Source organism: Gemmatimonadales bacterium (assembly GCA_036500345.1).
Taxonomy (GTDB): Bacteria; Gemmatimonadota; Gemmatimonadetes; order Gemmatimonadales; family GWC2-71-9; genus Palsa-1233.
The window spans coordinates 34216-58148 of the sequence record DASYCE010000002.1 but is presented as its reverse complement, the minus strand read 5'-3'; the positions used below and the strand labels follow the sequence as shown (position 1 = coordinate 58148).

Genomic DNA, 23933 nt, shown 5'->3' with positions numbered 1-23933 from the left:
CCGGAGCTCGATGCGCTGCCCCGTTCTAGTGCTGGCTTGCCTCGCCCTCGGCTGCAGCAGCGGGATTCCGCCGGGACTCAAGTACTACTGGAACAGCGACCCGCGGTCGCTCGACCCGGCATTGTCCACAGACGTTCCGACCGGCGAAGCCGTCACACTTCTCTTCGACAACCTCACCGAGTTCGACCCCGACGGACACCTGGTGCCCGGCCTCGCCACTGCCTGGTCGCCGTCTGCCGACGGCCGGACCTGGACATTTCATCTCCGCCCCGGGGTCACCTTCGCCAATGGCCGTGCCCTCGATCCGGCCGCGATCGATGCCTCGATGGTTCGGGCGCTTCAGATGGCGAATCACGGCGGGCGCGTCTGGCCGTTGCTGCCGATCGACGGCGCGGAGGCAGTGGTCGATTCCGGCACGACGGCGTTGCGCGGCCTCACGATCGTCGATGACACCACCATCGCGTTCACGCTCATCGAGCCGCTCAACATCTTCCCCGAACTCCTCGCGATGCCGGTCGCCGCGATCGTCCCGACGCCGGTCGGCGACGATTTTGGTGAGCATCCGGTCGGCAGCGGCCCGTGGACGCTCGTCTCGTGGTCGCACGACGATCTGCTGGTCTTCGCGCGCAACGATCATTGGTGGGGAACGCGCGCACTTGCCGACACGCTCCGCGTGCGGATCATCCCCGAGGTCTTCACGCAGGGCGCCGAGTATGAGTCGGGGCGACTGTCGGTGGTCGAGGTCCCGGGCGGCGAAACCGAACGGTGGCAACGATTGCACGGCACCGAACTGCAGCACCGCACCGCGATTCGCGACTGGTACGTTGCGATCAACACACGGCGCGGTGCGCTCGCCGATGTTCGCGTGCGGCAGGCGCTGAACCATGCGGTCAACATGCCGGCGATCCTGGCGCAGGTGATGCACAATCGCGGCGTGCTCGCCGCCGGAAGTATTCCGCCGGGGCTCGCCGGATACGATTCCGCCCGCGCACGGTATTCGTATGATCCCGCCCTGGCGCGTCGCCTCCTCGCAGCCGCGGGGCACGCCACCGACCTCCACCTTGAGTTGTGGCGCACACCGCGCGCCGAGTTTGCGCGCATCGCGCAGGCGATCCAGGCAGACCTCGGGCGCGTCGGCGTGACAGTCGACATCATCGAGCGCGACGCCGCCACCGCCCGCGCCGCGGCGCGCAAGGGCAACACCGATCTCTTCCTCTCCGACTGGTTCGCCGACTATCCCGACGGCGAAGACTTCACCTATCCGCTCTTCTACTCGGGGAATGCCGGCACCGGCGGCAACTACGCCTTCCTGCACGATCCCCAGCTCGACTCGATGCTGATCACCGCCCGTACCACCACCGACACCGCGGCCAAGTCGGCGCTCCTTCGGACGATCGACACCCGTGTCTTCGACCTCGCTCCGTGGATCTTCTGCTGGTTTCCTGATGATCTGTGGGCCGAGCGGCCTGAAGTGCATGGCTGGAAGTACCCGCTGGTGATTACCGGCCAGAACTGGACCAGGGTGTCGATCTCCCGATGATCCGCTACATCGCCCTCCGCCTTGGCCTCCTCCTTCCCACGCTCCTCGGCGTGCTCGCCGTGACGTTCATTCTCCTCGATCTCTCCCCCGGCGATCCGGTCAGCGCGATCGTGGGAGATCACGCCGACAGCGCCGAAGTGGCCCGGGTCCGGAAGCAACTCCATCTCGACGATCCACTCTATCTCCGATTCGGGCACTACGTCGCCGATGTCGCGACGGGGAATCTCGGGCACAGCTATGTCACCGGCCGCCCGATCGGCCGCGAACTGCTGCGACGCTTCCCGGCCACGCTGCGGCTCGCGGCCACGGCAATGGCCGGGGCCATCGTGCTCGGACTTCTGATCGGCGCGATCGGCGCGGTGCGCCCCGGATCGGCAACGGACCGCGTGATGACGCTCGCCGCGTACGCCGGGATATCGTTCCCGGTCTACTGGGTCGGCCTGCTGCTGATTCTGGTCTTCGCCGTGGCGTTACGCTGGTTGCCCCCGTCGGGATACGGCGGCACACTCTTCCTGGTCCTGCCTGCCACCGCGCTCGGCATGCGCTCCGTCGCGATGCTCGCCCGGATGACCCGTGCCACGATGCGCGAATCCCTCGGCGCCGATCCAGTGCGAACCGCCCGCGCCAAGGGAGTATCCAACCTCACCGTCATCGTCCGGCATGCGTTGCGCAACGCGTTGCTCCCGATCATCACCGTCATCGGCCTCGACTTCGGATCGTATCTGACCGGTTCGATCCTCACCGAGACCATCTTCTCGTGGCCGGGGGTCGGCCGCTACGTGCTGACCGCGATCGACAAGCGTGATCTTCCGGCGGTTCAGGGAAGCATTCTCTTCCTCTCGCTGGTGTTCGTCCTCGCCAACCTCGTCACGGACCTTTGCTATGCAGCCGCAGATCCGCGCGTCGCGTATGACTAGCCGGATGATTGCCGTGCTGGCGATGCTGTGCGCAGTACACCGCGCCACGGCGCAGTCGCTTCGCGAACGGCTCGACCAGCGCCTCGATGCACCCGGCCTCGAGCACCTCCTCTGGGGCGTTGCCGTCACCGATCTCGACGGTCATCTCCTCTACGGACGGAACGCCGATCGCCTGCTGATCCCGGCGAGCAACATGAAGCTGATCGTCAGCACGGTGGCGAATTCGCTGCTCGGACCATCGTTCACGGTGAAGACCTCCGTCTATGCCACGGGACCGATCGGTACCTCCGGTGTCGTGGACGGCGATGTGATTCTCTACGGCCGCGGCGACCCGACATTTTCGCATCGCTGCTACGATGCCGACACCACAAAGCCCGGCGTCTGTGATCGCGATCCCGCGGCGAAGCTCCACATGCTCGCCCAGCAACTGCACGACCGCGGCGTGCGGGTGATCGCCGGAGACCTGGTTGGCGACGGATCGTACTTCACCCCCGAAGTGATCCATCCTGCGTGGGAGAACTACGATCTCGGCTGGTGGTATGCCGCACCGGTCTCCGGACTCGGCTTCAACGACAACTCGGTCGATTTCGCCGAAACAGCCGGCGACGCGATCGGTCACCCTCCCCAGTTGGTCATGACGCCGGACCTCGGCGCCTTCTCGCTGGAGAATCGCGCCGACGTCGAACGCGGCGCCCGGCGAACGTTCGACATCTTCCGCGCCGCCGACGGCAAGGGCTATTTCGCTACCGGCACGCTCCCCGCCGGCGCTGCGACCCGATACGAATCGGCGGCGGTCGTCGACCCCAACTGGTATGCCGCGATCGCCTTCCGCCACGAACTCGAAGGAGCGGGAATCACGGTCCGTGGCGCGGTGCGTTCGACCATCGACTCCCTGACCTACGAGAACGCGCTCACCACACCTCCCCTCGCCGAAGTGACGTCGCGCCCGCTGCGTGATTGGCTCTATCCGATCCTGTCGCCATCGCAGAACTGGTTTGCCGAAATGTTGATGAAACAGGTGGGGCGCCGGTTCGGCACTTCCGGGTCGTGGGAGGAGGGGCGCCGGATCGAGCGACGGTTCCTGATCGATTCGGTCGGCATCGACTCGACGGAGTTCTCCATTCAGGACGGCTCCGGCCTCGCGGCAAACAACTATGTCACGCCGCTCGCCTTCACCAAGCTGCTCCGCTTTGCCTACCGCCACCCCGGCTTCGAGGCGATCCATGCCGCGCTTCCGCAAAGCGGAAAGCCGGGGACGCTGCGCGAGCGATTCAACGGAACAGCCGCAGCGGGGACGGTCCACGCCAAGACCGGGTCGATCAGCGGCGTCAATACGCTGAGTGGTTTCATCGAACGTCCCGGCGCACCGGTGCTGGTCTTTTCGGTGATGGCCAATCACCACACGCTCGGCGGGAATCGGATGATCGCGATGATCGACAGCGTGGTGAGTGAACTGGCAAAGCCCTAGATTCCTGCATGTCGATGCCCCCGGCCTCCCTTCGCGTCGCCATCGTCGGTGCCGGACCAGCCGGCTTCTACGCGGCCGAAGCGCTGCAGAAGAGCGCCGCCGGCATCGAGATCGACCTCTTCGACCGACTGCCCACGCCGTTTGGGCTGGTGCGCGGCGGCGTCGCACCCGATCATCCCAAGATCAAGTCGGTGACGCGGGTCTTCGATCGGATCGCGTCGCAACCGGGGTTTCGATTCTTCGGGAACGTGACCGTCGGCCAGGACGTCACTCCGGCCGAACTTCGCGCCCACTATGACGCCGTGATCTACGCGTTCGGGGCGGAATCCGATCGCCATCTCGGCATCCCCGGCGAATCATTGCGCGGAAGTCACGCGGCAACCGAACTCGTCGCGTGGTACAACGGGCACCCCGACTACGCCGACCGGCAATTCGATTTCTCCCAGCAGGGCGCGGCAGTGGTCGGAATCGGCAATGTCGCGATGGACGCGGTCCGGATCCTCTCACGATCGACGGACCACCTGTCAACGACGGACCTCGCGGTGCACGCGCTCGACGCGTTCCGGCGCGGACAGGTGCAATCGCTGCACCTCCTGTCGCGCCGCGGGCCGGTCCAGGCCGCCTGCACCACCCCCGAGCTTCGCGAACTCGGCGAACTCGAGGGGGTCGATGTCATCGTCGATCCCGCCGACGTGGAGCTCGATCCGATCAGCGCCGACCATCTCGCGCGAGATCACGATCGCACCGCGGAGAACAACGTCGCGATCCTGCGCCAATGGGCGGCCCGCGGATCGACCGGCGCGCCACGGCGGATCGTCTTCCATTTCTGCGTGTCGCCGGTTGAACTGCTCGGCGATGGCCGCGTCGAGGAGCTCCGCGCCGTCAAGAATCGCCTCGTCGCCGACCGCCACGGGATGGTGCGCGCGGAGCCGACCGGCGAGATGATCACCCTGCCGGTCGGGCTCGTCTTTCGATCGGTCGGGTACCGCGGAATCGAGATTCCCGGACTCCCCTTCGACGCCGACCGCGGGATAATCCCCAACATCAGTGGCCGGGTGGTGCAGGCACCGGGGAGCGCCACTGCGATACGCGGCCTGTACGTGACAGGGTGGATCAAGCGCGGCCCGCACGGCATTATCGGCACCAACAAGTCGTGCGCCGCCGAGACGGTCGACCACCTCCTCGCCGACGCCGTGTCGGGGCGCCTCTCGCCCTCGCAGAACAACGGCGCGGAGTTCGACGCACTCCTTGCCGACCGCGAGATCGAGGTCGTGTCGTGGAGTGACTGGCAGGCGATCGATCGCGCCGAGATCGCGCGCGGCGCACCGGCGGGCCGCCCGCGCGAGAAGTTCATCGACCGCGAGGCGATGCTCGACGTGGTGCGCGCCACTCGCTGACAGATCCCCCGCGCGCGCCGGGATCGGCGCTGGCCGCCCGGTTACCTTCCAGTCGTGTCATCAAAGATCTACACGCGAACCGGCGACGCGGGCGAAACCGGCCTCTTCGGCGGAGGACGCGTCCCGAAGGATCATCCGCGCGTTGCCGCCTACGGCGACGTCGATGAACTGAACTCGGCGATCGGCGTGGCGCGAGCGTGTGCTCCGATCGACCTCGCCGACCAACTCCTCGAAGCCGTGCAGCGCGACCTCTTTTCCATCGGCGGCCACCTCGCGACGCCCGATCCCGACAAGGTCCGCAAGTCGCTCGAACGCGCCACGCTGTCGGACCACCGCGTTACGGAGTTCGAAGCCGCGATCGACGCGGCGGACGAAGAACTTCCGCCGCTCAAGGCGTTCGTCCTCCCCGGTGGTTCGCCCAAGGCCGCCGCGTTGCACCTGGCGCGAGCGATCTGCCGCCGCGCGGAACGGAGCGTCGTGGCGCTCGCCCGCGAAGACGACGTGCCACCCCTTTTCCTGGTCTACCTGAACCGGCTGTCCGACCTGCTCTTCGCGTTGGCGCGGGTCGCGAACCAGCGCGCCGGTACCGGAGATGTCGTCTGGTAGCGCCGTGTTCCGTGCGGCACGCCACCGGTAGCTACGCCGTGATCGTCCGCGCCGGTGCGCTCGGCGACATCGCCCCACTCCTTGTCGAACGACATCCCGGCGCGCGGCCGGTCGTGATCAGTGACAGCAACGTCGCGAGCACCGTCCCATCGCCCGTGCAGGGTGCGACCACGCTCACCTTTCCGGCCGGAGAGGAACACAAGACCCGCGAGACCTGGCAGACCCTCACCGATCAGCTCCTCGCATCCGGCTGCGATCGTCATTGCGTCATCGTTGCCGTTGGCGGTGGCGTGACCACCGATCTCGCTGGTTTCGTCGCCGCCACATTCCTTCGCGGAGTCCCATGGATTGCGGCGCCTACCACCACCCTTGGCATGCTGGACGCTGCGGTCGGCGGGAAGACCGGCGTCAATACCGCGCACGGCAAGAATCTCGTCGGCGCGTTTCATCCGCCATCGGTCGTCGTGTGCGACCCCGCAGCCCTTGCCACCCTCCCTGACCGGTCGTACCGCGAAGGACTCGCCGAAGCGGTCAAGCACGGGGCGACACTCGACGCCGAGTACGGGGAATGGATCGCGTCGAACGCGCCGGCGATTCTCGCGCGTGACCTCCCGACACTCGAGCGGCTGATTCACCGCAGCGCCGAATTGAAGGCCGCCGTCGTGAGCGAAGACGAGCGCGAAGGTGATCGCCGGGTGGTCCTCAATGCGGGACATACCATCGCGCACGCACTCGAACGCGCCAGCGGTTATGCCATCCCGCACGGCGAAGCGGTTGCGATCGGCCTTGTCGTCGAAACGCGCGTTGCGGAACGGATGGGGGTTGCCGTCGCCGGCACCGCCGATCGAATCGCTGCAATTCTTGGCCGGCTCGGCCTTCCGGTTGCGCCGCCATCGGAACTCGATGACGCCGCCGTCGACCGTGCGATGCATGCTGACAAGAAGAATCGCCACGGCGCCGTTCGCGCGGCATTGCTGTCGTCTTTCGGTGCGATGGCGCGCACCGATGATAGCTGGACTCTTCCGCTCGATCTCTCACTCGTCAGATCGCTGCTCTAGTATTTCGAATCAGTTTGTCGTCGAACAGTTCAGCACCAAACCTTTCCCAATCGTCCAGTTACACACATTGCGATCGGAAGCGCGATCGCTCCAGCGCGCGCAGCGCCAATGAGTTGTGGTATCCGTGCACATTGGTGTGGAAACAATGGTGTTGAAGGTTGCTGGAAATGTGCAACACTTTCAGCCGCAACTCATTGGAGGACAGGGATTTACGGCTCTTGACAACTCCGGCGCCATTGCCATCTTGCGACGGTAGTTCTCCCGATCCTCTCCCAAAAACTCAGCCGTAGAGTGGGCCCCTGATGCCCCGTCGAGTTCGCCGAGCCCCGGAGCGCGCGCGCGCCATTCCGGTGACCGCAGCCGAGTCGTTCGAGCAGTATCTGCGCGACATCAAGGACCTGCCGATGATCGGCAGCGTGGAGGAAGAACGCGCCCTGGCACGGCGGGCCCGCACCGGAGATCCCGATGCGGCGGAACGACTCGTCACGGCGAATCTCCGCTTCGTGATCGCCTTCGTGAAGCGATACCAGGGTCATGGACTCGACCTCAGTGACCTGGTCGCGATCGGCAACGAGGGGCTCCTCCGCGCGGTGCGCAAGTTCGATCCGGATCGCGGTGTGAAGTTCATCTCGTACGCAGTCTGGTGGGTACGTCAGGCGGTGCTCAAGGCGCTCGCCGAGCAGACGCGATCGGTGCGATTCCCGCTCAACCAGAACACAGCCGTGGTCCGCTTCGCCAAGTCGCAGGGACTCCTTGCCCAGGAACTCGGGCGCACGCCCACCGATGAAGAGCTCTCCGTCGCTCTTGGGATGCCGCTCGACGACGTCCGCCACGCGCGCCGGCTCTTCGTCACCGAGGTGTCGCTCGATGCGCCGATCGAGACCGGAGATTCGCGAGCCGCGACCCTCGGCGAGCGGCTACCGGTCGGCGAGGGGAGTGAAATCGAGAGCAACACCGACGTGATCCTGCGTCGCGACTTCATCGATCGACTCTTCCGCCGCTATCTCACGCCGCGCGAGCGCCGCATCTTGTCGCTCTACTACGGCCTCGATGCGACCGGTGAGGCACTCACGCTCGAAGAGATCGGCGAGACCCTCGGCGTCACCCGCGAACGGATCCGCCAGCTTCGCGAGCGCGCCTTTGCCAAGTTGCGCGCCTGCCCCGAGGTGGAGTTCCTGGGTCAGTTTCGAGCCGCCTGATCCGGGACCGCGGAGGGCGCGCGCGCTCGGGCGCAGCGCTGCTCTCGTTTGGACCGCTGCTCCCCTAGCTTTCGGCGATGGATTCGCCGGCGCCCGATTGCATCCTTTCCCCGGCCGACCACGCCGGCCTGCAGCGCGAGCGGCACGCGGTTGCGATTGATGACGCGGTCTTTCGCGTCGAGGGCCGCGGTGCGATCGACTGCCTGCAAGGACTCCTGACCAACGATGTTGCCAAGGCGGCGAATCTCGCCGCGGTGTGGGGGGCATTCCTCACGCCCAAGGGAATGATCATTTCCGACGCCTGGACTCTGCGCGACGGCGATGCCGCGTGGGTGCTGGTCCCGGCGCAGGCCCGGGTGACCATGGGGCAACTCTTTGCCCGGACGGTGCCACCTCGGCTCGCGACGATCGCCGATCGCACCGGCTCGGTCACGGTGCGGTGGCTGCATGGCTCCAACGCGCCCGCATTGTCGTCTGGACCGGTTTTCCGGCCAGCCGGTCCGGCACCCTTTGCAGCAATCGCCGTCGGCGACGACCCTCAGGCAATCGATGCCGAACTCGCCGCTGATGGCTGGACCAGCGCTCCGGCGGGCTGGGCGACTGCCGCCCGGCTGTTGATGGGGTGGCCGACGCTCGGTCGCGAAATCGATGATCGCACGCTGCCTCAGGAGGTTCGGTTCGACGAACTTGGCGGCGTCCGGTACGACAAGGGGTGTTATACCGGCCAGGAGACGGTCGCGCGACTTCACTTTCGCGGTCATGCCAACCGGGTGCTCCGAGGCCTGCTATTCGGCGGGACGACCCTTCCCGCGGATCGGATGGCAAGCCACTACGGCAAGCCGGTGGGAACGGTGCGTACGATCGGCCGGATCGCCGACCGGATGGTCGCCCTTGCGGTCCTGCGGCGCGAGGTGGCCGCGGGCGACGTGGTGCAGGTAGGCGGCGTGGCCGCGGACGTGGTCGAGCTGCCGTTCGAGGGACTCGAACGTACCGTGGCCTGAATACTCGACGCCCCGAGCCATCGGGGCACGGGGCGTCAGGGTGCAGCGGGAAAGCGACGGCGATTACGGCTTCTTGGTGGTGGTGTCCTTATGGGTCGTATCCATCACCTTGTTCATCGAATCCTTCATCGTCGTGTCCTTCTTCGCCGAGTCCGATGCCATCGCCGGCGTCGACGGGGCCATGGTGTTGGTCGTATCGCCAGCAGCCGGCTTCTTCTCCCCACATGCCGCGACAGCCAGGACGGCCGCCGCAATCAGTACCTTCCGCATCGCCTCTCCCTTTGGTTTGATGACGTTGGTCACCGAGGCCGGTACCGCGTATCGGCCGCTGTCGCCCAGTGCACCGGGGAACAAGTTAGGCATGGGACGCGGGCTGTCAAGCATCTAACCTCCTTCCCTGCCTCGACTTCCGGCCACATGATCCCGCTCTGGCTAACTTGCGGGGTGCGATAAACGCGCCATGGTGACGTCCCTGTCTCGCGTATTGTCACCCGTGTGAAATGTCCTTCGGAGTTCCGATGCCAGCACGTCCTCGAACGCTCGGCGAGCTCTCCCAGAGCGCGTGGAGCGAATTCCCACTTCGTGATCGGTCGGTCCGGGATGAATTGCGAGCCAATCTGGTCGCGCGTCTCGAGTCAGGCGAACCGCTCTTCCCCGGCGTGCTCGGTTATGAGGGAACGATCGAGCCCGAAATGATCAATGCGCTCCTGGCGCGGCACGATTTCATCCTCCTCGGCACCCGCGGGCAGGCGAAGAGCAGGATCCTCCGGGGGCTGACCGCATTTCTCGATGATGCGATCCCGGTCGTCGCCGGAAGCGAGATCAACGACGATCCATTCGCACCGATTTCAAAATTCGCGCGCGAGCGAATTGCCGAATGTGGGGATGCAACCCCAATCGCATGGGCGACGCGCGATCAGCGTTACGTCGAAAAACTTGCCACGCCCGACGTCACCATCGCCGACATGATCGGCGATCTCGATCCGATCAAAGCCGCGCGCGGCGGGCATTTGCTCGGCGACGAGCTGACGATGCACTTCGGCCTGCTGCCCCGAGCCAACCGCGGCATCTTCGCGATCAACGAGCTTCCGGATCTGTCGGGGAAGATCCAGGTCGGCCTCTTCAATATCATGCAGGAGGGCGACGTTCAGATCAAAGGCTATCCCGTCCGCCTGCCCCTCGATGTGCTGCTCGTATTCACGGCGAACCCCGAGGACTACACCGCGCGCGGCAAGATCATCACGCCGCTCAAGGACCGGATTGGCTCCGAAATCCGTACCCACTATCCCCGCACCGCCGACCTTGGCGTGGCGATCACCCGACAGGAAGCGTGGACGTCGCGCGGTCGGATCGACGTCGTCATCCCCGACTTTCTCGCCGAGATGATCGAACACGTTGCGGTCGGAGCGCGCCGCGACAAGCGCGTCGACAAGCGGTCCGGGGTGAGCCAGCGACTGCCGATCTCGCTCATGGAAATCGTGGTGAGCAACGCCGAGCGCCGCGCACTGCATCAACGGGCAGCACGGACCGTGGCGCGTGTCGCCGATGTCTACGCCGGCCTTCCGGCGATCACCGGGAAGCTGGAGCTGGAATACGAAGGCGAGCTCCAGGGAAGCGATGCCGTGGCCCGCGAATTGATCCGCGAGGCGGCGGGGTCGGCGTTCGCGGACCGCGTTCCCGATGCGGACGTCGAGGAGATCGTCGCCTGGTTTGACCAGGGGGGCGCCCTCAAGATCGGCGTGGATGACCGGACGGAAACCAGCTCTCGCGCGTTCAACGTCGTCCCGGGGCTGATGGCACTGGTCGAGGAGTCACGGCTCGCAACGCCGGACGATCGTGAGCTGTCGGTCGCGGCGTGTGAATTCATCCTCGAGGCGCTGGTTGCCGATCAGCGGATCTCGCGCAACGAGGAATCGGGATGGCAGCGGGCCAAGCCGCAGCGTCGCAAGGGGTACGGCGACGAAACGTGACCGCACCTAATGTCCGGTCACGAGATCCACGATCAGGTCGGAGGCGCGGTCAAGCCCGACCCATCCGGTGTTGATCACCAGATGATAGTTCTGCGGGTTGCGCCAGTCGCGCTGGTACCATTTGCGGTGATACTCGGTCCGGTGTGCGTCGACATCGCGCACCTGCCGTTCCGCCTGTTCGATTGAAATGCCGAGGCGGTCGGCGACCACCTGCCGCCGATACTCCAGCGTCCCGACCAGCTTGACGTGCAACGCATCGGCCCGGCGGCCGATCACCGCACTCGCCGCACGTCCAACCAGCACCGCGTGTCCATCCGCAGATTCCGACACGACCTGTTCGGTGATCAGCTTGATGCGCGCCTCCTCGAGCTCGGGCGGCTGCACGCTGCTCGGCGTGAGCGCCTCGGGCGTGGCAGCCGCCAGCGCGCGCGCAACCCGCTCCACGAAGGTCGGCCCGCGTTCGACACGCGACTGCGCCTCCTCAGGGGTCATCCCGGCACGGCGGGCGATCTCCTCGACCAGCTGGTTGTCGACCAGGCTCCATCCCAGCCGGCGGGCCACCGTCTCCGCGACGACCGATCCTCCGGCGCCGAATTCCCGCGAGATGGTCAGCAGCATTACTCCTCCTTCCCGTTCCAGAGTCGCTTGCGAAGGATCGCGGTGCCGATCAGACAGATCGTTCCGCTTACGGCAATACTCACCGGCGCCCCGAAATGTTCGGCGATCCACCCGGCCTGGAACGCGCCGATCGGCGCCAGTCCGAGGACGACGAACGAATAGACTGCCATCACCCGTCCGCGAAGCTCCGCCGGGGCGGCGAGCTGCAGCCCTGTCGCGGTGACGATCCCCTGACTCGCCATGGCCGCACCGGCGCACGCCAGGACCGCGAGTGCCAGCGTCGGATCGCGCACCAGCGACAGGAGAATCACCGTGGTGCTGAGCGCCGTGGCCGCCACCACGGCGATCCGGGGCCGCGAGAACGATCCACTCATCCCGCCGATCACGATTGCGCCGATCGCCGCACCGACGCCGACTGCAGAAGTCAGCATCCCGTATCCCGCCGCGCCGACCTTGAGCACCTGTCGCGCATAGACGGCAAGGATCGGGATGAAGCTTCCCGCGAAGACGGTGAGCAGCACCATCTGACACGCCAGTCCCGCCAGTACTTCGCGCGACGCGATGAATCGCATGCCGGTGAAGACCGACTGCCGCTCCTGGTGCACCGCGGGGATGTACTGCTTCTCGATCCGTGACAAACCGATCAGCACGGCGATGTAGCTCGCCGCGTTGACGGCGAATGCCGCACCGGGCCCGGCAATCGCCACGATGATCCCGGCGATCGCGGGCCCGACTACGCGGGCGAGATTGTACGTCGTGGAATTTATGGCGGCGGCGGAGACCAGGTCGTTCGCCGGGACGAGCTCAACCAGGAACGCCTGCCGCGCCGGCACCTCGAACGCGGTGGCGAATCCGAAGATCACCGCCAGTCCCCAGATCATGTGCACCGTGATGTGGTGCGTCAGCGTGAGCACCGCCATCGTGGTCGCTTCGAGCAGCATGATCGTCTGCAGCAGCATGACGAAGCGTCGCTTGTCGACCCGGTCGGCGACGACGCCGCCGTAGAGGGTGAGGGCGAGGATCGGCAGCGTCGCGAAGGTGGTGGTGAGCCCGACGGCAAACGCGGAGTGGGTCAGTTCGAGCACCAGCCACCCCTCCGCGATCGACTGCATCCAGGTGCCGATCAGCGAAATCCCCTGGCCAGAAAGGAACCGGCGAAAATCCGCGTGTTGCAGCGCACGCAACGGCCCGCGCAGCGCGCCGGTACCGATCCCGACGACGGCTTGGCGCGCTACGGCTAAAGGGGAACGCATGTGCAGGAAGTTACTTGCTTGTCATGCGCCAGCGCGGCATTAGGATCAAACCGTATGCGATACACCACCTATTCCCGCTTCGTCGCCGGACTGGCCGACCAGGTCAACCTCCAGGCGCTCCTCGACAAGCTTGGCGATTTTCTGCTGCAGTCGGGATTTGCCGGGAATCCGTGGTGGGACGAACCTCCCGATCCCGATGCGGGACGCTCACTCGATGATCTCCGGCAGGCGATCCTCAAGGCGCTGATGGAATCGGGACAGCTCACCCCCGACATGCTGAAATTGCTGCGCGGCGAGTCAACCGGCGACGCCGACCGCGACGCGCAGACGACGAAGGATCTCGCCGATCTCCTCGACAAGATCGTGCAGCGGCTGGTCGACGAGGGATATCTCTCCCTCGATGGGAAGCCGGCTCAGGCGTCGCTGCACGACCAGACCGCGCACGGCCACGAACGCGACGCCGCGCGCACCGTGCATTTCGACCTCACTGAAAAGGGCGCCGACTTCCTCGGCTACAAGACCTTGAAGGAACTCCTGGGCGCGCTCGGCAAGTCGGCGCTCGGGAGCCATGAGACGCCGCACCTCGCCACCAGCAACGAGGCGGAGGCCGCAAGCCGGCCGTATGAATTCGGCGACGTCCTCAATCTCGACGTGCCGGCGACGCTGTCGAGCGCCATTGCGCGCCACGGCCTGCACGTGCCGATCGAGCTCGACTACCAGGACCTGATGGTGGTGCAGTCGGAATACCGTTCGTCAGCCGCGACGGTGCTGATGCTCGACTGCTCCCATTCGATGATCCTGTACGGTGAGGATCGCTTCACGCCGGCGAAGAAGGTGGCGCTCGCGCTGACGCACCTGATCCGCACCCAGTACCCCGGTGACTCGATCCGCGTCGTGCTCTTTCACGATGGCGCCGAAGAGATTCCGGTGGGTGCGCTCGCCAACGTCAAGGTCGGTCCGTATCACACCAATACCGCCGGCGGGCTCGCGCTTGCGCGACGAATCCTGGCGGGACAGCGCAAGGACATGAAGCAGATCATCATGATCACCGATGGCAAGCCGTCGGCGCTGACCCTTCCCAACGGGCGGATCTACGTCAACTCCGCTGGCCTCGATCCGGCGATCCTCAAGGCGACCTTCGCGGAAGTTGCCGCGTGCCGCCGCAGCAACATCCTGATCAACACCTTCATGCTGGCACGGGATCGTCCCCTGGTGGAATTCGTCAAGCAGGTCAGTCGGATCTGTCGCGGCAAGGCGTACTTCGCCAATCCGATGACGCTCGGCCAATTTCTGCTGATGGATTTCCTGAAGGGAAAGACTCGCCGCGTCGCCTAGCGAAAGGGAATCGCCCGGGCATCCTTCTCGGTGACATACGGGGCGCGAATCAGCCCCGCCTGGTCGGGAGCGCCGGTCGGATCGACGTAGGCACGGGAATGATCGTGTACTGATCCGCTGAACCGCTGGACCGGCACGTCGGTGACCGTGAACCGGAAGAGGTACGACACCGGCGCCACGCCCAGCAGCCAGTGGATGTTCTGGAAGTACTCCGAATTCGTGGTGTACCCGCCCGGTCCCATCTCGGTATCGACCGACTTGCGCAGCATCACGTGGTCGTCACGCTCCTCGACGCGATCGTAGTGCCGCACGGCAACTCGGCCGGTGAGCACGTAAAAGCCCGAAACAACCTGCGAATGCCCGTGCGGCGGAATCTGTCCGCCCCCGCGAACGATGATGATGTCGGAGCGAATCGAGAGCTGCCGCGCGAGCGCAAAGCGGCGCGCCCAGAAATCGAAACGGCCGGGATGCTCCGGCGCGTGTCCCGCGAGCGCGAGGACATCGGTCTTGTAGCCACCGGGGCGATCAAGCTTCGCCGATTGAGCCGTGAGATTGATCGTGCTGGCGCATTCATCGGGATCGAGACCGGCGTAGAAGGCGTCGAGCTCGCGACGAAAGGCTTCTTCGTCGAGGCGGCCGAGTTGCAGCTCGATCGCGCGACCCCAGATCCGGTTGTACGGACTGACGTCGCGGGTCATCCGGTTCGCCTGCCGCGCCAGCACCATTCGCGCGGCGCGCTGCTTCAGCGTGGCCAGAGCATCCTCCGCCTGGGCTCAGGTGAGCGGTGCACCATCAATCCAGTGATCATACCACGCCGACAGGTTTATCAGCGTCCAGATCTGCACGCCGTGGTCGGCGCGCCCGGCCCGAGTCCCATCCGCAACCACTCTTCGATCGGCGCGGCGAACGCCTGCTTCGGACGGTCAATGATAGCGTCCGGGAGCGATCCCCGCATCACTTCCTTGAGGATCTGCTTGGGGTTCCAGCGCTTCAGCTCCCGACTCCTCGTAGCGATGCGGAATGACTTCGCTGTCGGTCCGCGAGCGGAACCGATGCCCGCGCGCCTCCAGCCGGTCGCGAAGGTCGACGAAGTTGTAGATCTCGCCGTTGAAGACGAGCCGCAGGGAGCTCGCCTGTCACGGCGACCCGATTGCTGGCATAGTTGTGCACGCCGACTATGCCGCAGACCGGGAGGCTCCTGGACCGTGGGATTCAACCGGGCGTATCATACCGAGGAGATGCCGCCGCTGCCACACACCGAACCTGCCGATCAACGTGTCGCCTTCGTGCTGCGCCTCGGACGCGCGTTGCATACCTCGGGGTACGCGGCGCACCGCCTCGAGGAGGCGCTCGCGCTGATGAGCGACCGCCTCGGCCTCGACGGTCAGTTCTTCTCGCTGCCCACCTCGATCATGGCGTCGTTCGGCGCGCAGGATGACCAGCGCACCTTCATGATCCGCGTCGAGCCGGCCGAATCCGATCTGGGCAAGCTGGCGCGAGTCGACGAAGTCGCCCGCCGCGTGCTCAACGGCCAGATGTCGCCGCAGGAAGGATCGGTCGCCATCGAGACAATCGAAGCGGCATCACCGCGTTTCGGTCCGGTCACGACGACGCTGGCGTTCGGTCTCGTTTCCGGTGGCGCGGCCCGCTTCCTCGGCGGCGGCCTCCACGAGGTGATCGTCGCCGCCGCGATCGGACTGGTCACCGGCGCGCTGGCACTGGTCGCGGCGCGGCACGTCGCGGTGGGGCGGGTGTTCGATCCACTCGCCGCGTTCATCGCATCGATGCTCGCCGCCGCCGCAGCCGTCGCGGGACTGCATGTCTCGGTCTTCCTCGCCACGCTGTCGGGGGTGATCGTCCTGATCCCGGGCTTGATGCTCACCACGGCGGTGACCGAACTCTCCACCAAGCACCTCTCCAGCGGCACCGCACGACTGATGGGCGCGCTGGTGCTCCTGCTTGGCATCGCATTCGGAATCGCCATCGGCGCGAAGACGGCGGACCTTCTGATCGGCACACCGCATTCATCGCCGATCGTCCCGCTTCCCGGATGGACGCTGGCACTTGCCGTGCTGATTTCGCCGATCGGATTCGCGGTCCTCCTCAAGGCCGACGTGCATGACTTTCTCTGGATCGTGGTCGCGGGGATCGTGGCGTTCGTCGGCGCCCGCGTCGGTTCGAACGCACTTGGCGCCGAGCTCGGAGCGTTCGTCGGCGGATTGATGACGGGGGTGGGAAGCAACTGGTACGCGCGGCTGACCAATCGCCCGGCTCAGATCACGCTGGTTCCGGGCCTCCTGGTGCTCGTGCCGGGAAGCGTCGGCCTGCAATCGCTGGCGTCACTCCTCGATCGGAACGTCGAAGTCGGCGTCGACAGCGCCTTCCGCATGGCGCTGATCGCAACGTCACTCGTGGCCGGAATCCTCATCGCCAACGTGATCTCGCCGCGCCGGAAGCTGATGACCTAGTGCCCTTCGACGATGGCGCTCAGGTCGCCGACGGCCACGAGGCCGCCGGCATCGACCTCAAGCGCGGCGAGGACGACCGGCAATCCGCTGTCGAGCTCAGTCCAGTGCACACCATCCCACCGCCAGATTTTTCCGTCGGCGCTGCTCACGTACATGTCGTTGCCGATTCGCCGGATCGCGCGCAGCGCGCTCATGGTCGGAGGCGAGAGCGACTGCCAGGCGCCGCCGTCCCAATGCAGCACGGTGGCATTCTCGCCCACAACCCAGACGTCGCTCGGCGATCCGGCCCAGACGCCGCGCAGCAACTGCGTCGTCGACGTGGCGAGCTGCGACCACGCGACCCCGTCGAAGCGGAGCACCGTGCCGCTGTCACCGACGGCGTAGACGTGATTCCAGTCGATCCCCCAGACGTTCCGGAGGAACGCATTCGTGTGCGTCGCGGTGGGGCGCCACGACGCGCCGTCCCACGCGAGTGCCGTACCCGCATCGCCCACGATCATGGCGCGATCGTCAGGTGCCCACCACACCGATCGTAGCAATCCGTCGTAAGGCGATGCTTCGCGATGCCAGCTGCTTCCGTCGAAGCGGAGAATCGTTCCGCTGTCGCCGACGACCAGCCGCCGAGATGCCGATGGACCAGCGATCCCGTACAACGAGGCAGTCGTCGGGATGGCGATGTCGTGCCAACCGTCGCCGGATCGCTGAAACGCCAGACCTCCCGATCCCACCGAGATTGCAGGACCGTCAGGTGGCGCATTGACGTCGTAGAGCACGCCGCCATCAAGGGTCGGATGCCAGCTGCCGCCGGAGTCATCGATGACCGTGCCGTACCACCCGGCCGCGAAGTGCCTCCCCCCGGCGGCAGCGATGCCACGCAGGTTCTCGTGCACACCGGCGGTCGGCAGGATACTCCAGGTGATTCCGTCGCCGACCAGAATCCGGCCGCCGTCGCCGATCGCGGTGAAGCGACCGGGTCCGTCGCTCCAGACGTCGAAGAGATTGTACGTCGTGGGTGAGACGACCTGACGCCAGCCGCTCGCGTCGCGAACCAGGATCGTCCCGCTCGCACCCACGGCAACGATGCGACCCGAGCCATCGCCCACCACACCAAGCAGGAGGTTCGTCGTCGGTGATGGTACCGTGTGCCATGCGCCAGCATCGCAGCACTCCAGGATCGCGCCGTTCTGCCCGACGGCAACGAGCGCGTTCTCGGAACTCCCCCAGATCCCCCACAGCTCGGCCGGTGCCGGGACTCGCATCGGAGCCCACCCTGCGCCGGTGCGGCGCAGAATGGTGCCGTTGTTCCCGGTGGCCCATACCTGGTTGGCGTCGATTCCCCAGATGTCGAGCAGCGTGTTGGTGGTCCCGCTCGCCTCGGTCACCCAGCCGGCTGGCGTCCGGCGCAAGAGAATGCCGCTGTCGGCTGCGGCAAAGACGTTGTTCGAATCGGCACCCCAGACGCCGGTGATCGTCGCGTTCGTCGGAGTCGCTTCGGTGTGCCATTGCGTGCCGTCCCAGCCGAGAATCAGCCCGCCCTGCCCCGCCGCCCAGACGCGGTCGGTCGCGACGGCGGTGATGGCCAGGAGCGTCACGTTGGTCGGGCCGGTGCGCGCGACGTCGAGCGTGGTGATTTCCGGTGCCGGAGGGGGTGGCGGTGGCGGCGCCCCGACCATCGAATCGTCGTGGCATGCGGCAAGGAGTGCTGCAGCGGCGAGGGCGGCGCGGAAACGACGCATGAGGGGAAGGTATCCCGGGGGAGCTTGCGGGCACCGTATCACTGTGATATCATTTCAATATCACACACCGGAACGGGTCGATGGCGAGCGAAATCGAACGACGGGCAGTCAACGGGCTGGCGGCGGTGTTGTTTTTCCTGATCCTCATAGCCATCGGGGCATTCCTCATCGCCACCGGCTCCGCCAACGGATCGGGGCTGCCGGTGGGAATCGGCGTGGGGCTGCTCTTTGCAACCGTCTTCTTCGGCTTTGCCGGCCTCTTCTCGGTCCAGCCCAACCAGGCAAAGGTCCTCACCCTCTTCGGCAAGTACGTCGGCACGGTGAAGTCGCAGGGGCTCTGGTGGGCCAATCCGTTCCTTGCCAAGCGCAGCATTTCGCTCCGCGTCCGCAATTTCGAGACAACGAAACTGAAGGTGAACGACAAGAACTCCAATCCGATCGAGATCGCAGCGATCGTCGTCTTCCAGGTGGTCGATTCCGCCGAAGCGATCTTCGAAGTCGACAACTACGAGGACTACGTCAGGGTGCAGAGCGAGTCTGCGGTGCGTGCCCTCGCCACCAGCTACCCGTACGACGCCCATCAGGACGGCGAGCGCTCGCTGAGTCACAACGCCGCCGAGATCTCCGATCAGCTCGCCGGCGAAGTGCAGGCGCGGCTGCAGAAGGCGGGGATGAAGGTGCTCGAGGCGCGGATCGCGCATCTCGCCTACGCGCCGGAGATCGCCAACGCGATGCTGCGCCGTCAGCAGGCGAGCGCGATCATCGCCGCGCGAACCTTGATCGTGGAAGGCGCGGTATCGATGGTCGACATGGCGCTCAAGAGCATTGTCGAACGAGGGATTGTCTCCCTCGACGAAGAGCGGAAGGCGGCGATGGTCTCCAACCTCCTCGTCACGCTCTGCGCCGAGCAACCGATGCAACCGGTCGTGAACACCGGCTCGATCTACTAGGTGAGGTCGCGTCGTGAGTGAACGGAAGTCGTTCGTGGTGCGGCTCGAGCCGCGGCTGCACGCAGCCCTCGCCAAGTGGGCCGCGGACGACCTCCGTTCCCTCAATGCCCAGATCGAATTCCTGCTGCGGCGGGCCGCCGAAGAGGCCGGGCGCCTCAAGCGGCCGTCGTCCTAGGCCGGCATCAGCCCGTTCGAGCGGAACAACTCCGGAATCTCCGCCACGCTTCCGATCAGCGCGTCGTTGGGATGCTGACTCAGCGACTCCCGGCTGTGCGCGCCCGACAGCACGCCGACGACAAATCCGCATCGCGCCATCGTCCCCTCATGCAGGTCGATCGGCGTATCGCCAACCTTGGCCACCTCCCCGTACGGAATGCCGCCCAGCTTGACGCGCAGCGCGTCGATCATGTCGGGCCACGGTCGTCCGCGCTCCACTTCGTCGCTCGCGATCGATGCATCGATCGGCGCATCGCTTCCGTTCCACCCCACGCGGGTGAGGACAACGTCGAGCACCTGCCGTCCGAAGCCGGTATCGAGTGCCACGTGGACTCCGGCCGCTCGCAGCGCGGCGAAGGTCTCGGCTGCGCCAGCCACTGCACTCACGTCGGCGTGATCGCGGTAATAGCGGATCATGCGGTGCCTGAAATCGGCATGAATGGCGTCGATGTCGTCGAGCAGTTCGTCGCGGCCGTGCCCTTCGATCAGGGTGCGAATCGCCTGTCCCTTGGCCATCCCGGCGACCCCTTCCATGGCGCCGTCCCGCAGGGTGAGGCCGCGCCCGGCGATGGCATCGTGCATCGCCTGGCGGACCACGCCGCCACCATCGCGAATGGTCGTTCCGGCCACGTCGAATACGACCAGTCTTATTGCCATCCCGCTCCCCCCTGATAGTTTCCCCGACGCGTAACTGCAGCTGGTTGCGATGACCCCGGACCTCGACCTCGGTGACCCATGACACGATCGGCCACGGCATTCACCGTTGCAGCCTTGTTCGCCCTCACGGCCTGCGGCCGAAAGGGGGCGCGTTCCTCCGACTTCGACAGCGCCACGACCGCTGCACTTGGCGGTACGGCCTCAGCCGGCAGCGCGGCGGCGGCCAACGCTCCGAAGGTCGGTCACGTCATGGGTATCGAGATCGGCCGGTCGCTCGACAGCGCCAATCGTATCATCCTTGGAGGCGCGGCGGGCTTTGGATCGAGCGACTCGGTCCTCGCCTCGGTTCGCACCATCTATGCGAATGCGGGAACTCCGGTGAGCGTCCGGATCCGTCTCAAGGACCAGACCGTCGATTCAGCGGCGAGCAAGACGGCCGCGGCGGACACCGCCGGCGTCGCCATCGTCCCGTTCCGCTTCGCGCCGTTGAAGAAGGATGGCGCGTATCAGGCCGAGGTCTTCCTCGACGGGAAATTCCAGATGGCAGCTGCGTTCAAGGTCGGCTCGTGATCTCACGGTTTTTCGTCGCGGGGCACGCGATGCATCACCGACGTCACCAGCGTGGCGCGTAGCGCTCCCGACGGACATTTCGCGACCGCTGCCATCACCGCGCTCGGCGTGGCGCGTTCGGGGTGAATCCAGCGGGAATAACCGACATCGAACACCGCGGGGAGGGTGCGCAGGCAGATCCCCGAATGCAGACAGATGGTAGGATCATAGGTCACTCGGACCTGGTCGGTCTCGTACACCTGCAGGCGTCGTTCGCTCATGGCTCGCTCCGGAAGTCGCGGATCCCGCGACACCAAAGAATCCCACACCGGCACCCCCACAGCAAGGGGGATTCCTCGTCCAGTTCGCGGTGGCAGCGCGCGCCGGGGTGGCGATAGACTCCTGCCCATGACATCGCTTCGACAGCTGCCATCGCGCCGCACCCTCCTGGGCGCCGTCGCCCGCCGCGACGCCGCGTGGGACGGGCTCTTCATCGTGGCGGTCCGGACCACGCGAATCGCCTGCCGCCCCACCTGCCCGTCGCGCCGCGCGCGCCCCGAGAATCTCGAGTTCTTCACGTCGCTCGCGGCTGCGGAGGAAGCCGGATTTCGTCCCTGCCTCCGATGCAAGCCCGAACAGGTCGAGGTCGAACCCGACTGGTGGTCGCGGCTCACCGCTCTGGCCGACGCCACCGGAACGCGGCGCCTCACCGACAAGGAACTCGCCCGGCACGGCTTCGATCCGGTGCGCGTGCGGCGCCACTGCCTGCGTGCGCACGGCATGACCTTCCATCGCTGGCAACGGGCGCGGGCAGTTGCCCACGCACAGCGTCAGCTCCGTCGCGGCGCATCGCTCGATCGCGTGATCGTGTCATCGGGGTGGGAGTCGCACAGCGGCTTCCGCGACGCGTTCGCGCGCGCGGTCGGCGCGCCGCCCGGACGGTCCCGCAATGGCGAACCGGTCTTTGCCGCGACCTGGCATTCACCCCTCGGCCAGCTCGTCGCTGCCGCCGTGACCGAAGGCGTGGTGCTCCTCGAATTCGGCGACATCGAGCGGCTGCGACGGCAGGCGCCGACGTTGCGGCGCTGGTTCCAGGGACCGGTGGTCACCGAAAGCCATCCGCATCTTGAGCGACTCTTCACCGAACTGGAGGAGTACTTCGCAGGGCGCCGGCGCGAGTTCACCGTGCCACTGGTAGTGCGCGGTTCGCCGTTCGAGGTGTCGGTCTGGAATGCGCTGCGCGACATCCCGATCGGCTCGACGTGCTCCTACGCCGACATCGCACGCACGGTCGGCAATCCGCGCGCGGTTCGCGCCGTCGGCACCGCCAACGGTCGCAACCGTCTCGCCATCGTCATTCCGTGCCATCGGGTGGTGAATACCGGCGGAAAACTCGGCGGATACGGCGGCGGGCTCTGGCGAAAGGTGCGGCTTCTGGAAATCGAGGGGATCACGCCAATGGCGTTGCCGGGCTTGACCCCCTCAATGGCGGCGGCGCAGGAACTTGAGTCCTGACCAGACGTCGCTGACCGCACACACCTTGACGTCGACCCATCCGGTCGGCAGCACCAGCGCACGGATGACATTCTCGGTCACGTCGGTCGCGGTGCCGCTGCTCTTCTTGGGCCAGCAGACCCAGTAGATCCCGCCTTCGGGAAGGGACGCCACCAGTGGCGGCATCTCGCGCGCGAAGTCGCTCCGGTCGCTGGTGAAGTGCAGCACGCATTCCGCGACGCGGCTCCGCGGGCCGAGGAGCCACGCTCCCTCTGGCAGCGGGGCGAGCCACGCCGACAATTCGCGTGGTGCATTCTTCGCCGCGACGCGCATCCCGCTCCTGATCCCCAGCTTCTCCGACAACGACTTGCCGCTGTAGCCCGGCGTCGCGCGCACCGCCGGCGTCACTGTGGGGCGCCGCCGGGGTGCCACGCCGGTTTGGGGCCGTCAGCGAGATGTCGCACTGCTTCGGCGGCCGAATGAATCACCGCCGTCATGTGATCGAAATCGATCTTGCTGACATCGTCGGAAACGCGATGGTAGTCGCTGTGGAGATTGAAGCTCGACAATGTGTGCGCCACGATCCCTCGTTGCGCCAAACCGTAGTTGTCGCTTCGGGTGAAGAACCGCTGGTCGGGTCGCATGTCGGGGACGATCGCGATCCCGTATGTCTTGAGCATATCTCCCATCGTCGAGCGCTCATATCCTGTGAGCCACGCCTTCCCCGGGCCGCCGGCCAGCGAATCAGGACGTCCGATCATCTCGATCTCGAATCCCGCAACGATCCGGCTGAGCGGAACCGGCGGATGCGCGATGAAATAGCTGGTTCCGAGAAGCCCGAGTTCCTCGCCGGTCATGTTGGCGAAGATGATCGTCCGCCGCGGCGTCCCGGCCCGTTTCAGCAATCTCGCGACCTCGAGCACCGCGACCGTTCCCGACGCGTCGTCATCCGCGCCGTTGTAGATCGAGTCCCCGCCGGGAACTGCCGGTTTGCCGATGCCGAGATGATCGTAGTGCGAGAGGACCAGGATCACTTCCTGCTTGAGCGCCGGATCGGCACCGGGGAGAGTCCCGACGATGTTCTCCGCGTGTCTGCGCCGATCCGCAGGAACCGTATCAAGATCGGCGAGCGACGGGAGCACCACGAGCGACCGCCGGCGGCCTCGGCTACCGGCGGGCTGCGGCCCGGGTACCTCCAGCGGAACGCGCTGCAGATAGCCGCTATCACCAGCCGGATTGAGCCCGATTTTCTTCATCTCGCGCATCAGAAAGCGCGCGGCGCGCTCACCGCCGGGCGTCGCGGTACCGCGCCCTTCCATCGAATCGTCGGCCAGCGTGCGCTCGAGACGCTCCACGTTCGCGCGGTCGTTCGCATCTGGTGCCGGCACGGCGTGGAGCGTGTCGGCATCTCGCCGGTTCGTTGCCGGCACAGTTGGCGTTGCGCGGTGTGCCCCGAGGAGCACGACCGCGGCAATCGTCACGGGCAAGAGTGTCATTCGTC

At 66.2% G+C, this 23933-nt stretch carries 24 protein-coding genes; 15 read left to right on the top strand and 9 right to left on the bottom strand.

Annotated elements, in window-relative coordinates:
- The first annotated feature begins 10 nt into the window (after nt 1-10).
- The 8 genes from VGM20_00730 to VGM20_00695 all read left to right on the top strand — a co-directional run bounded on the left by VGM20_00730 (nt 11) and on the right by VGM20_00695 (nt 9186).
- The gene (locus tag VGM20_00730) at nt 11-1540 is read left to right on the top strand and encodes an ABC transporter substrate-binding protein (protein ID HEY4099380.1); all 1530 of its coding nucleotides are present in this window, start codon (nt 11-13) and stop codon (nt 1538-1540) included.
- Nucleotides 1537-2457, top strand: a complete 921-nt coding sequence (locus VGM20_00725) for an ABC transporter permease (protein HEY4099379.1) — start codon at nt 1537-1539, stop codon at nt 2455-2457. The genes VGM20_00730 and VGM20_00725 overlap by 4 nt, the downstream gene beginning before the upstream one ends.
- Entirely contained in the window at nt 2450-3925 is a 1476-nt protein-coding gene (gene dacB / locus VGM20_00720; GenBank protein HEY4099378.1) for a D-alanyl-D-alanine carboxypeptidase/D-alanyl-D-alanine-endopeptidase, read from the top strand. Before VGM20_00725 ends, dacB begins: the two co-directional genes overlap by 8 nt.
- A gap of 8 nt (nt 3926-3933) precedes the next feature.
- A complete protein-coding gene (locus VGM20_00715; protein ID HEY4099377.1) occupies nt 3934-5322 on the top strand; it encodes an FAD-dependent oxidoreductase in 1389 nt (462 codons plus the stop codon).
- A gap of 54 nt (nt 5323-5376) precedes the next feature.
- Nucleotides 5377-5928, top strand: coding sequence for a cob(I)yrinic acid a,c-diamide adenosyltransferase (locus tag VGM20_00710; GenBank protein ID HEY4099376.1), 552 nt, complete (start codon nt 5377-5379; stop codon nt 5926-5928).
- 11 nt (nt 5929-5939) lie between these two features.
- A complete protein-coding gene (gene aroB / locus VGM20_00705) occupies nt 5940-6986 on the top strand; it encodes a 3-dehydroquinate synthase (protein ID HEY4099375.1) in 1047 nt (348 codons plus the stop codon).
- A 302-nt stretch (nt 6987-7288) separates the two neighbouring features.
- A complete protein-coding gene (locus VGM20_00700) occupies nt 7289-8185 on the top strand; it encodes an RNA polymerase sigma factor RpoD/SigA (GenBank protein HEY4099374.1) in 897 nt (298 codons plus the stop codon).
- A gap of 77 nt (nt 8186-8262) precedes the next feature.
- Nucleotides 8263-9186 carry a hypothetical protein gene (locus tag VGM20_00695; GenBank protein ID HEY4099373.1) on the top strand — a complete coding sequence of 308 codons (924 nt, stop codon included), beginning with the start codon at nt 8263-8265 and terminating at the stop codon, nt 9184-9186.
- Between the two features lie 63 nt (nt 9187-9249).
- On the opposite strand, the gene VGM20_00690 is transcribed toward VGM20_00695, so the two are convergent.
- Entirely contained in the window at nt 9250-9456 is a 207-nt protein-coding gene (locus VGM20_00690) for a hypothetical protein (protein ID HEY4099372.1), read from the bottom strand.
- Between the two features lie 248 nt (nt 9457-9704).
- On the opposite strand from VGM20_00690, the gene VGM20_00685 reads away from it, so the two are divergent.
- On the top strand, nt 9705-11156 hold the full coding sequence (locus tag VGM20_00685; protein ID HEY4099371.1) for a magnesium chelatase: 1452 nt from the start codon (nt 9705-9707) through the stop codon (nt 11154-11156).
- Nucleotides 11157-11162: 6 nt separating this feature from the next.
- On the opposite strand, the gene VGM20_00680 is transcribed toward VGM20_00685, so the two are convergent.
- Together VGM20_00680 and VGM20_00675 are read right to left on the bottom strand one after the other, a co-directional pair.
- Nucleotides 11163-11774, bottom strand: coding sequence for a cytidylate kinase-like family protein (locus VGM20_00680; GenBank protein HEY4099370.1), 612 nt, complete (start codon nt 11772-11774; stop codon nt 11163-11165).
- Nucleotides 11774-13027, bottom strand: a complete 1254-nt coding sequence (locus tag VGM20_00675; GenBank protein ID HEY4099369.1) for an MFS transporter — start codon at nt 13025-13027, stop codon at nt 11774-11776. The genes VGM20_00680 and VGM20_00675 overlap by 1 nt, the downstream gene beginning before the upstream one ends.
- A gap of 54 nt (nt 13028-13081) precedes the next feature.
- Here VGM20_00675 and VGM20_00670 point away from each other — a divergent pair, with 54 nt between their 5' ends.
- On the top strand, nt 13082-14362 hold the full coding sequence (locus VGM20_00670) for a VWA domain-containing protein (protein HEY4099368.1): 1281 nt from the start codon (nt 13082-13084) through the stop codon (nt 14360-14362).
- Here the strand turns inward: VGM20_00670 and VGM20_00665 are convergent.
- Nucleotides 14359-15060 (bottom strand): hypothetical protein, encoded by a 702-nt coding sequence (locus tag VGM20_00665; protein HEY4099367.1) that lies wholly within the window; start codon nt 15058-15060, stop codon nt 14359-14361. The two genes, VGM20_00670 and VGM20_00665, sit on opposite strands and share 4 nt — an antisense overlap.
- 540 nt (nt 15061-15600) lie before the next feature.
- Between VGM20_00665 and VGM20_00660 the strand changes: the two genes are divergently transcribed.
- Complete coding sequence (locus VGM20_00660) at nt 15601-16830, top strand: threonine/serine exporter family protein (protein ID HEY4099366.1); 1230 nt, start codon at nt 15601-15603, stop codon at nt 16828-16830.
- Here the strand turns inward: VGM20_00660 and VGM20_00655 are convergent.
- Complete coding sequence (locus VGM20_00655; GenBank protein ID HEY4099365.1) at nt 16827-18566, bottom strand: hypothetical protein; 1740 nt, start codon at nt 18564-18566, stop codon at nt 16827-16829. The two genes, VGM20_00660 and VGM20_00655, sit on opposite strands and share 4 nt — an antisense overlap.
- An 80-nt stretch (nt 18567-18646) precedes the next feature.
- Here VGM20_00655 and VGM20_00650 point away from each other — a divergent pair, with 80 nt between their 5' ends.
- On the top strand, nt 18647-19516 hold the full coding sequence (locus VGM20_00650) for an SPFH domain-containing protein (GenBank protein HEY4099364.1): 870 nt from the start codon (nt 18647-18649) through the stop codon (nt 19514-19516).
- A gap of 13 nt (nt 19517-19529) precedes the next feature.
- Nucleotides 19530-19691: a toxin-antitoxin system HicB family antitoxin gene (locus VGM20_00645; protein HEY4099363.1), complete on the top strand. Its 162-nt coding sequence runs from the start codon at nt 19530-19532 to the stop codon at nt 19689-19691.
- Here VGM20_00645 and VGM20_00640 read toward each other — a convergent pair.
- Nucleotides 19688-20389, bottom strand: coding sequence for an HAD family hydrolase (locus tag VGM20_00640; protein HEY4099362.1), 702 nt, complete (start codon nt 20387-20389; stop codon nt 19688-19690). The two genes, VGM20_00645 and VGM20_00640, sit on opposite strands and share 4 nt — an antisense overlap.
- A gap of 78 nt (nt 20390-20467) precedes the next feature.
- On the opposite strand from VGM20_00640, the gene VGM20_00635 reads away from it, so the two are divergent.
- A complete protein-coding gene (locus VGM20_00635) occupies nt 20468-20959 on the top strand; it encodes a hypothetical protein (protein HEY4099361.1) in 492 nt (163 codons plus the stop codon).
- Nucleotides 20960-20961: 2 nt separating this feature from the next.
- On the opposite strand, the gene VGM20_00630 is transcribed toward VGM20_00635, so the two are convergent.
- Nucleotides 20962-21219 (bottom strand): (4Fe-4S)-binding protein, encoded by a 258-nt coding sequence (locus VGM20_00630; GenBank protein HEY4099360.1) that lies wholly within the window; start codon nt 21217-21219, stop codon nt 20962-20964.
- A gap of 127 nt (nt 21220-21346) precedes the next feature.
- Between VGM20_00630 and VGM20_00625 the strand changes: the two genes are divergently transcribed.
- A complete protein-coding gene (locus tag VGM20_00625; protein HEY4099359.1) occupies nt 21347-22453 on the top strand; it encodes a methylated-DNA--[protein]-cysteine S-methyltransferase in 1107 nt (368 codons plus the stop codon).
- Here the strand turns inward: VGM20_00625 and VGM20_00620 are convergent.
- Nucleotides 22421-22840 (bottom strand): DUF3052 domain-containing protein, encoded by a 420-nt coding sequence (locus tag VGM20_00620; GenBank protein HEY4099358.1) that lies wholly within the window; start codon nt 22838-22840, stop codon nt 22421-22423. The genes VGM20_00625 and VGM20_00620 overlap by 33 nt on opposite strands.
- Nucleotides 22837-23928, bottom strand: coding sequence for a M20/M25/M40 family metallo-hydrolase (locus VGM20_00615; protein ID HEY4099357.1), 1092 nt, complete (start codon nt 23926-23928; stop codon nt 22837-22839). The genes VGM20_00620 and VGM20_00615 overlap by 4 nt, the downstream gene beginning before the upstream one ends.
- Nucleotides 23929-23933: the final 5 nt, after the last annotated feature.